This is a genomic window from Hyphomicrobiales bacterium, assembly GCA_030688605.1.
Classification (GTDB): Bacteria; Pseudomonadota; Alphaproteobacteria; order Rhizobiales; family NORP267; genus JAUYJB01.
In genome coordinates this window covers 1-10887 of record JAUYJB010000121.1, presented here as the reverse complement: position 1 = coordinate 10887, position 10887 = coordinate 1, and the positions used below count along the sequence as shown (strand labels likewise).

Annotated in this window: 2 protein-coding genes; both read right to left on the bottom strand. The window is 59.3% G+C overall.

Annotated elements, in window-relative coordinates:
- Nucleotides 1-885: 885 nt before the first annotated feature.
- A complete protein-coding gene (locus Q8P46_12650; GenBank protein MDP2621003.1) occupies nucleotides 886-1212 on the bottom strand; it encodes a nucleotidyltransferase domain-containing protein in 327 nt (108 codons plus the stop codon).
- A gap of 1 nt (nucleotide 1213) precedes the next feature.
- On the bottom strand, nucleotides 1214-10636 hold the full coding sequence (locus Q8P46_12645; protein ID MDP2621002.1) for a neuraminidase-like domain-containing protein: 9423 nt from the start codon (nucleotides 10634-10636) through the stop codon (nucleotides 1214-1216).
- Nucleotides 10637-10887: the final 251 nt, after the last annotated feature.

Below are 10887 nucleotides of genomic sequence, written 5' to 3'. Positions count from 1 at the left end.
CGTCTCCCCCTGCGCCAGCAAGCTCAGGATAAGCTCCACAGATATCCTCATTCCTCGAACGATTGGCTTACCGCCGAAAATTTCCGGATTGGCAGTAATCCTTTTTAGAAGTTCCTGATCCAGCATACTTGCCCCTTTCTTTCTCACCGGTATCTTCGCACTGTCAAGGGCCGAGCGTCAAGCAGTCGATCGCCTCCGTATACAACTCAGGAGTCAAGCTCAGTCTTCTGACAATCTTCCCAATCGGTCACTGGCACTCTTGCTTGTCCCGAAGCGAGAAAAGATTCCCGACGCGATAAATCCCCTCTTAAATGCGCAGCGAGAGGGAATACCGCGGCGTCGGCGAGTGGCCGCCACCCAAATTTTAAAAATCACGCCGAACCCCTAACGGTTCTTTCACACCAAATTCAGAATGTCCCCTTTTTCCCCACCCCATGAATTGCACCACGGAGCCACGCGCCCGCCGCGACGATCGGATTGTAGAGCCCAGGGGTCGCGTGGAATGAAAGAAAGTCATGATCCTCTCGACCAAGCAGGCGCCGGCGAGAATCACGTCAGAGCGCTTGCACAGAAACTTCTACGACGCGGGGTTTGTGACTCATCTCCATTCGGGGTCCGCAGAGTTGAATAGTCAGTCGCGTTTCTTAGCCGACGTCACGATCCGTTGAAACGTGCAGATTTCTGCAACTCCAGACTTGACCCGGTTCCTCTGTTGCGATCCTTCACTAGACTTTGTCCAGCTAGTCAACAACGTCCCCTATGACTATGTCCCCTATGACTATGATATCGAAGAGCGCTTCTGGCAGCATCACGGTGCAGCGTCCAGTGGCGCGCAGGACCGCGTTTCACAGCAATGCAGTTCACCTTCAGCATCCTCACCGGCTCTTAGCTGATTCCTTTATTTCGAAAAACTGTTTTCCCTGACTTGATGACGCTGTTGACAAAAGAAAACGGTTCCTTCCCATATTCCTCAACCTCTTCTGGCGTATAAATATGGATATCGACTGGAATTAGGGTCTGAGTCAACATGGGCTTCAGATCATCTGCCCGGCTTGCCATCGGCAACGTGGTTTCCTTGATTACAAATACATCTAGGTCGCTCTTGATTGTCGCCGTTTCCTTGGCATAGGAGCCGAATATCATCACCTTTTGCGGCTGAATGCGCGCCACGATACGCTGGATCAAAGTGTCGATCTCGTTCTGGGTCAACATGTCAGGCGATCGTATAGTTGATGATGAGGAACAGCTCACTGATCGCATCCTCAGGCAGAGATTTGAAATCGGCGGCGCCATCCAACTGGAGCTTGAGCGTCCAGGCACCCAAGTTGATCTCGCTGCCGGTCAGGTCTTTGATGGCGCGGTGCAGTCCCTTGTAAGTCGGGTCCGTGGACAATGGGAGCAGGTCGGCCGGGCTGATCCCGAGCGGTGACAGCTGCACCTTGTAGGTGGCGCCGTCCTTCATCTGCGCGACCACTTCGATCTGGCGAACTTTCTTGGTGGGGAACGGGCGAGTGAAGTACGGCAGCCGGTCTGGCAGGTCCTCCAGCACCAGTTCCTGGTCGTCCGCGGCGTTGGCGGGATGCAGGAACTTGTACCATTTATCGGAGTACTCGCGCTTCAGGTCGAACACACGGTAGAGCCCTTTGCGGCTCTCGGCCAAGGCCATGTCGTGCAGCTTCTTGTTGAACTCCTCCACCACTTTGGCGCGTAGGGACTCCCCGCCTTCGCGAGCCGTGTAGTTCAGGTGGATGACGACGTCGGACAAGGTCGCGAAGTCGAACTCCGGAAAATCCTTGTTCAGCTTGATGTGCCATCGGCTGATGGCGCCCGCGCCTTCGAAGGGCAAGTATCGCTCGTCGCGGAAGTTGAGCTCGAACATGCCGTGGTCGTTCTGGCCGTTGCTGGTGGCGATGGACTGGATGGCGGCGATTTCGTCACGAAACCGCGGGTCATCGCCGGGGATGGGGATGCGGGCATACCCTCCAGGGGGCAGGCTCGAATCCTTGCGCAGGCTATTCCCGGTGAGGGTGAGCGTGCACGCGACGGTCGTGTAGGGTCCGGCGACGCAGGGAATGGACAGACCGACGGTCTTGATGCGCCGGAAGTAGTGGCCGGGATAATCCATGTCGAACGCCGTTTCAGGCACGTCCACGAAACACTCGCCGTTCTGGCGCAGCTTGAGCAGTGCGATGGGGTCTAACTGTGCCAGGGAGATGTGCTTGGTCAGTTCGTAATCACGCCGGTTCTGCTCGTAGTAGGCCGTCTCCAGGCGCTTCAAGTCGTAATGGAGTCTTTCGCCGGAGAGCAGGCCTTTTTTCAGGCTGTCCCAATAGCCGAACTGGATATAGCTGGAGTCGGTCAGGCCCAGCTCGTAGCGGAAGCAACGCTCGGCGCGCTTGGCGAGGTCGTAGGCCAGTTGGTAACTCTGGAAGTAAACCGTGGAGAGCTGGTTGACCATCCAGTCATGGAGCTCTTGATTGGTGAATTTGGAGCGCAGATATTCGTCCTCTTTCTGGGCGTTCTCGATCTGCTTGTCCTGGTTCACCAGATCCTGTTTGGCAATCCCATGGCGGATGTCGGCCGCAGTGATCTGTTTGTTGATCTGAGGTAGTTCTTTCTCGGCGAGTTGCTTCTGCAGGTCCCAGTCCTCGGCCCGGCGCTCGTAGCCGCCGATCGTGGAGGTCATTCCCGCACTCATCTGCGCGATGCTGGCCAAGCCTTTCAGGGCGTCGGCGGCATCCCTCGCTGAGAGGCCCAAATTCGTCCCGCCAAATTTGACCGTGACTACAGGAGATGAGATGCCTGCCGCACCTGCTTCGGCGTTAGGAATGACGGCCGTGAAGGCCCCAAGAGTAGCCAGCGTCACCCCTCCGGCTTCAAACACTATTGCGCCACCGGTTAGAAAAGACGATGCTATCTCATAGATATTCAAGTCGTTCTTGATTAACTTCGTATAATGGTCCCGTCTAGCCTCGATCACCTTCTTTGACTCGTCCAGGGCTTCCTTGGTGCTCAGTGCTTCATCAACCTGTTTGTTCTTGATGATGCGCACTTGATCCAGCATCACGCGCTCGTGGCTGGAGCGTAGTTGGGCGAATGCCTCGGCATCGCGTTTTTCCAGCGCCGCCAGCATGGCGCTGCCCAGAGCTTTGACCTCGCCGCAGATTTCCAGCGCGCGCTGGATCATGAACGTGAAACGATACAGCGGCAGCGGCGCGTTCACATCGCTGAGCACGGCTCCAATGTCCAGCCCGGCGGCGGCGGCCCTGACCAGCATGGCCGGGTCGATGGGCGGCTCGAAGAGCGGCAACTGGCGTACGACGCCTTCGATGTTCATGCAGTGGCGGATATTGAACAGCCGGTCGGCCACCGTCTCCCACAGCTTCAGCAACTTCTCGTTGTTGGGGATACAGAAGTAGAGCACGTCCAGACGTGACAGTTCGGGAGCATCCTCGCCCACCGTGGCGGACGCGGGGACGGCGGGCAGAAGGTTCTCCACTTCCTTGAGCACGTTGCCGAAGTCGTCTATTCCTTCCTGCTCCAGTTGATAAAACGTTTTGATGGGGTTCTCGACCTGCCTGGGAATGCTCTTGGGACGTGGTCCCAGGATCGACGCGGCCAGGATGTAGAGCTGAGTCGCCTCGTTGATCGCCTCGATCGTGTCGCGGCGAAAGAGCTGGTCGCCCCAGGCGATCAGCGTCTGGATGTACTTGATGAGGACGTTCTTCTGGTAGGCGACCGTGCGCATCCGCGCGATAAGGTGCGGGTTGAACGGATGATCGCGCCACTCGCCCACCTGCTCTTGCAGCTCGTCGTCGCCTTTCGCAATCGCGACCATGATTTTCTCAATCCTTTGACTGAGGTAGTCAGCCCCCGTCGTCTCGTAAAACGGCTTGGTGATCCAGAACTTCTGCTGCGGGGTGTTCGGGTTGAGCGTCGCCGTATCGGTGTTCGTCGGATCGAAAATGTAATGGAACCACTCCAACGCCTCCTCGAACCGCTGATTGGTGCTCAGCTTGTTGGCGATATAGAACGGCACGTGGAAGAACAGCTCCCAGTTGTACGGCGCATAGGCGCCTGTGTAGGTGAAATCAACGTCCTCCACCGGATAACTGGCGCTGCTGTCTGGCAGCCGGTAATTCTTGCGCACGTTGTCGCTCGGGTTATAGCTCGCAAAGTCGAAGAGCGCGGGGCTGCCGGGAATACTGGCCGGTTCCACCTGGATGGGCCGGTTCAGAAGGCCCTTGATGCCAAAGATGTTGATCTCCTTGGTGAACAGCTCGACGAATGGATGGTAATGGATTGAGAATCTGAACGTGGATGTCTTCTTAGCGTACGAGGCCCGCGAGGCGGATGAGGCACGGGCCGGCCAACTGTAATCAACGAGGTACGTGTGGTTCTCGTCCCACATGAAGAAAGACCCTTCGTCGAGGAGCGCACTGGCCTTGGAGTCGATCACCGAGTATGTCGTCCTGCGAGCAATGTGTCGGAGAACCGGAATGGCCACAGCGTTCTGATGCGCCGCGATCTCAGTCCGCCCGCCGCCCTCGACAGTACCGTAGTAGAAATACTGCGAAGCAGTTGTATGCAAAATGAGGTCATTGCTAAAGCGGCTTTGGTCTGGCGAAATGAGATGGTCGAAGTCCGCCTTGAGCTGAAGCGGCTTCGATGTCACCTGCTTGCCAAGCTTGTCGAATAACCACCCACTTGTTGGTGCGTCCGTTGCAGGGTTCTCGGACGTATGAACTCGCACCTGCACATGTGTCGACGAGCGGGTGCCGAGTCGGAATGCGACATTGTCAGGGCTGTCCCCACGGGTCCACTGCTGGTCCACGCGAATAAAAGCATCCGACAACACCTTGGGCGTCCACTTGCCCTTCTTTAATTCACTCCAGTACAGCCGAATCTCCCAGTACTTAGTGGGCGTCGGGATCGTCGTCGTGGAATTCGCCGCAGGCGTGTTCAACGTCGTGGGCGCGTCCGCCTTTTCGAGAAACTGGGGCCAGAGCAGGTAGAGGCGCCGGTTGTGAATTCCAGCGACCAGATGGTTGGCATTGATGTCGAGCTCGATCTTCTGCCACGCGGTCCAGCGCTTGCCATTGAGGCGCTTGCGGTAGTAATGATCTGGTGCCTGGCTGCTGCGAGAGCGGCCGACGACGTGCAAGACCGACTCGTCGCCGATCGTCTCGTTGTAGAGCGTCCGGATCTCGAGGTTGGCCACCTTGTCGAGTTTTTCGAGGTAGTTCAAATAGGCGTCCTCCGCCGTGACGGCGGTGACGTCGTTCTGCATCAACTCGCTTTCAAGGTCCTTGAAGAACGGCGACTTCTCGTCGCGCTGCTCCGGCTCTAGCCAATTCTCCGGGTAGAGAAATACTTTGCGGTTGGCCTCCCAGACGCGGTATTGCTTCATCCACTTCCACTGCTTCCACTTATCGAGCTCGGCGTTGGCGAGGACGTCCTGCTCCACATTCAGCAGACAACGCTGGACGAACAACTGAATCGACGCGGCGGCCTGCTTCAGTCGCGAGGTGAGCATGCAGGCGCTCATTTCCACGTCAATCAGAAAATGGCCGTACAGCCCATTCGTGTCGGACCAGTTGTGTCCTTTGGCCCGATCGGGATGCGCGACCAGCCAGCCCACCAGGGCTTCGCGCTTCCGCTCTCGGAAGTCGTCTTGCAGCGGCCGGATGATCTGCTGCCACTGCGGCAGGTCGTACTTGGCCTTCACGGTCTGCTTGATGCTGTCGGCCACGGAGCCGTCGGGCGTGGCGGTGGCCCAGTTAATGGCGCGCTCGGCGTTTATCCCCAGGCGGCGCAAGGCGCGTACACAGTCGGCGAGCCGTTTCAGGCTGGCCGATTGGCGCAACTGCTGCTTCACGTTGTCGAAAGCCGCTGGGGGATCTGGCGGCCCTACGTGCCTCCAGTGAAATGCCTCGGCCATCGCGTTCAGGTCACTGACCTCGCCCGCGGTCAACCTGGCCAAGTCTGTCAGGTTGTCCGTCGAGGTCTGGGCGATGTCGAGGGCCCGCGCGGCGAATTCGAAGGCCGTCAGGTCGGACGTGGGCAGGCCGCCTTTCCAGGTGAAGAAGTGTTGCAAGCTGACCCATTTCTCAATCGCCAGTGGGGCAGCGATGCTGATAGGAAAGTCGCCTGGGTGCATCCAGCCCATGTCGGCGGCGTGCGTGCCCTCGAGCCACCACGTCAACTCGTCCGCCTTGATGCGCAGCGTGCTGATGACGAGCGCGTCCTTGTGGAGCAGCCGCAGACTCCGGTAGATGTCGGGGTAGCTGTCGGGAAAGGTGTCCTCATCTGGCGGAACCGGGGTGCCATCTGCCTGCCTGGCGAGCAGCCGCACATCATTGAGGGCTGCCAGTATGGTGACAGCCGAGCCGGGCACACTCAGCGTGTCGAGCAGCGCACTGGCCGAGGGCGTGTCCAGCTGCAGGAGCTCGGCTACCTTCTGACGGATGAACGCTTCCTGCTGCGTCTTCAGCAGGAAGGTCTGAAGCTGGGGTTGCACGAAGGTGAATCGCGCATCGACCTCGGCCTGCCGGTCGGCCGGGCTGAGACCGTCCGCGAGGGCGACCAGCGTGACCTTCGCGAGCGCGGTGTCCAGCACGCCGTTGAAGGTGGTGTCGATAAGTGTGTTGCGTGCGCCGGGCGCTCCAAGAAAGGTGCCGTCGATGATCGATAGCGCCACCGTTTGGTCTGCGTCCTTCGCAAGGGCGGGCAGTTGCCCAAGCTTGCTCTTGACGTAGGCGGAGTCGGTTTCCTCGCTCTTGCGGCGGACGTCGCCATCGATCTTCAGCAGGCCCTCGCGCAGCGTCGTGATGAAGGTGACGATGGCCTTGTCTTCCAACGCCACGCCCGCGTTGGCACTGAACTGGTGGGCCAGAAGATAGTCCAGTTGCTCCACCGAGAAGCCCGAGGCGGCCACTTGTTGCGCCAGTTCCACGAACGTACGCGTCGCGGCGGGGTTGGCGAACGGGTCTTGCGCCCACAACCGCTTGAGGCGTAGGAACTGCTCAGTGGTCAATGCCAGCGCCTTCGCGAGGACCGTGATGCGGTGGATGTGGCCCAGCTTTGTCGCGTTCAGGTTGTTGGACGGGACAAGGCCCAGATCGGCCAGGATCAGCGCGAGATCGCTCTCTTTCATGCGAAAGGCGGCGAGAATGCCCGGCACCTGGCTCGCGATTGGGCCGTTAATCTGGTTGGGGTGTGCTGGAAAACTGGCGACGGCGTCGACCAGCTTGTTGCGAAACAGACGCTGATAAGGCGTCTGCACCGATGGGGCGCCGTCCTGGGCGCGGTCCTGGTAGACGTTGTGGTCGATTCCGCTGTACAGGCTGTGGACGTCGCGCCAGTCCAGGGCCATCTGTTCCCGCAGGCGCTTCTTGCGCGACAGGGCCTGAAGTGCAGCGTCAGTAAGAACGCCGGGCAGGAGAATGTCCAGCTCCCACATCGGACAACCGAGCTTGCGCCACAAACGGATGAACTGGTGCATACGCGTCAGTGCGGCCTCAGTCAGATTGCGGATGATGAACAGGGAGGTATCGCAACTGGCCGCGTCGGGATCCGCGGTGTCGAAGATGAAGATGGCACGGTCCGGGTTGACGAATTTCATGTCGAGCAACTGCAGGAGTTCTTTGTAGGTCAGCGCACTACGGTTGAGCATCACATCCACATGGCTCAGCACGTCGATCCAGCCACCGGTAACATTGGTGGCGGGGTCGGCGGGCGTCACGGGGCTGGGAATGTCGTTGTTCAGTTCGGCCAGCCCCCAGAAGTCCCACGGTTCTTTGCCCTCCAGCGGGCCGGTCAGAATCTGGCGCTCCGTTTTGCCAATGTCCAGCCATGCGCAATCGATCTGCACGTCGCTCGGCACGAGCGTCACGTCATCAGACTGTTGCTGAAACAGCTCGAGCAGGCGCGGCAGCGGCACGCCCAAGTGTCGAAGGTAAGCCCGAGCCTGAGTGAGCGGCAGGTCGAACGGCAGATTGAGCGGGAATACTTCACCTTGCAGTTTGGTGTAGGCGGTAGGGTTGGTGTACTCAGGATTCGCGCGTAGCTCCGCCTTGGCGAGAAATGTCTGGCGAGTCGGGAGCAGGTGCAGCGCAGCGCCGGCCGTGGAGAGCTTGTAGGCGTGCTCGGCGTCGCGCACTGCCCACTGACCGCGGCTGTCCGGGGCGTAGACCTGGGCGTCGGCGCCCACGGCGACCGACTTGGCCGCCAACTCGGCGAGCACGGCCGGCCGGATCAGGCCGGCGACCAGATCCGGCTCGATGGCGCCTTCCAGCAAGAAAGGAGTCGGCGGCGCCACGACATCTTCAAGTATCTCGTTGACCAGATCGATGTAGGGCAGCGGCGTGTTCGTGTTTTCGCAGCTCAGCTCGATCTCGCCCAAATCGGGCCGGCGTTCGAACAGGATGTCCTTGACAGAGCAAAGGCCACCGCCGAGTTTCGGCTTCTCACTCTCGCGGTCGTCGAGGAACCTCAGCACGTCGGTGAAATAGGCGGCCGGGCTGTACACGGAACGACACTCCGTGCACTCGCAGTAATCGAGCGACCCGAACAGGGTCTGCAAGTTGGGCAGGGCGCGGATCTTGGCAACTGTCGCCGTATCGGCGACCGGTTGCGCCACCGCGTACGGGATCGCACCGTTCATGGCGATGTTGTATTCACTGTAGGTCGCCACCGCCAGCGCGTAGGCATTCTCCGCCTTCCGGTACATCTTCCGCGCCTCGATCTTGTTGATCCCAGTATCCGACAGCGCTTTGAGAAACCGGCTCCGCCCCATGAAGTAGATTCTCTGGGCGGAGTCGATCTTGCGCGCCAGCAGCGCCTCCACCGCCTTGTAAGTCCGGTTCAACTTGAAGATGCGCTGGATGGATTTCAGATCGGAGACCAGCGCCTTGTTGTTCCTGATTCCCCTCAAGGCCCCATCGTGTTGCGCGATGTAATGCTCCACGCGGAAGCGGTCGAGCTGGAAGTCTGGGTTGTTGTCGAGAAAGCGTACGACGTCTTGCCGTGCCTTGACCGGGCTCGACTCGGCGCGCGCCAACTTGGCCGAGAACGAGGTGGTGGGGTAGGCGCGCTCGAACTGCCCTCCGAGGATGACGGCAAACTGCTGCATCCTGGCTTGCTCGGTATCACCGTCGATGTTTGTGGGAACACCGACAGGCTTGCCGTCCGGACCTGGACGCTCGAAGACGGCGACCCAATCGGCTCGGTCAAACTTTGCCAATTCGCGCTTCGCCTTGAGAGCGCCGCTCTTGAACCGATTGACCAGCTCACCGACCAACGGAATGTGGTTCCGGGTCAGCGCTCCCAGCTCGAAAGAGAGTCGCACCTGCTGCGCGACCTCGGGTGGGAATATCTTGTCGTCTTCCAGCTTTTGCCAGAATGTCGTGAGAGGGCCTGTGTGGGCCTGGAAGGCTTCGAGGAATGCGGCCTGGTGTTCCGTGGCGGCCGGTGTGAGGTCGAGCAGTTGGCCGATGGTGCCCTTGCCCCCACCGAAGCTAAGATCGGCCGCGTAGCGCAGCTTGATGCGGTCCAAGGTCTTCAGGATGTCGTCAATCGTCGTTCCGATTCGCGGGGGAACGAGGTTGTCGGCAACAGCGCCTTCCAGCAGGGACCGCTGCAGATCCGGGATGATGTCTGTGAGGCGGCGCAGCGTCTTGTCCTCGAGGAGCACCATGCGATCGGCGTGCTGCATGGCGTCGAGGAGGGTCTCGTAGGGAATCGAGGGCTGGCCCTGGCGGAGAAAGCCAAAAAACACTTCTGGAGCCAGAGCGGTCTTCTCGCGCGCGGTCTTATCGGCTAGACGGAAGCAGGCGATCCATGTTCCGACGATGAGGTGGCTGTGGCCGGTCTCGCCAGCGAGAAAGGAGATGTCCTGGAGATCGCCTTCTCGCAATTCCTGCAATTCCAGCGGCGAAACGCCGTCCAACAGCGGCGTCAGGGCAGCCGTCAGCACCTCCCATGCCGATGCCCCTTTGTAGGGCACGCCTTTCAAGGCGATGTCCAGCTCCAACTCGCGAGGAGCGTTGAACTGTACCGGCGTCTTGTAGAGTTCATTTCCGTCGGGGCCCAGGACCTTCATCACGAGGTCTGCCGAGCCCTTCTCCGCTTTGGCAAAGCGCGAACGAGTGTAGCGAATCTCATAGCGGCCCGCACGCGCCTTGACACTGCCCAGCACTTGCTCGCGACGGAGGTCGCGATCGAAGGCTTGAACAGTGGCGTCACTCAGCAGCTCGCCGAGCTCGTTACGCACTGTGCCGAAGACCCGGAACGAGGGCTCGTCAAGGTCGCGTTTGTCGCTCACCTCGACCTCGATCACGATCGAAGTTTCATTCTGCCTGCTATTCCAGAGGACTGCGTCTTCGGTGCTCCTGATCAGCGTGTCGCCGCGGAAAACCTTGAAGAACAAGTCGGGGCGGCGATCCAGGAATATTTTCTTGAAATAGGACTGATCGACGACGATCTGGAAGACGCCGTCGTCGTTGGTGACCGCGCTGCCGACGAGATCTTCGAAGATCAGGTCCTTGTCCCAAGCCTCGACGCGCAGGGCGTCGATCCCTTGGCGGGTCTGCTTGTTTATCACACGGCCGTTGATGCGGAATGTTTTCTTCGCCATGACTGTTCTCCCAGTAATCCTGTTATCACCAGCCGAGCTACGCTACAGCTTTGTTCGCCGTGTTAGGCGATTGCGCACGCCAGACGCTTTCCTCTTCTCTATGCTTTAGAGGGCAAGTGCAAGCACATCCTTTACAGTAAAGTGCAAGCACATCCCTTACAGTAACATGGTAGAAAACACTTTATGGAGACAATCAACATGAGTAAAAAAGCAAGATTGAGCAAAAGCGTCGCGAGATGGTCATAGCAGTA

Excerpts from the sequence above, each read along its gene's own strand:
- Q8P46_12645 (MDP2621002.1), bottom strand. The coding sequence starts at position 10,636 with ATGGCGAAGAAAACATTCCGCATCAACGGCCGTGTGATAAACAAGCAG.
- Q8P46_12650 (MDP2621003.1), bottom strand. The coding sequence starts at position 1,212 with ATGTTGACCCAGAACGAGATCGACACTTTGATCCAGCGTATCGTGGCG.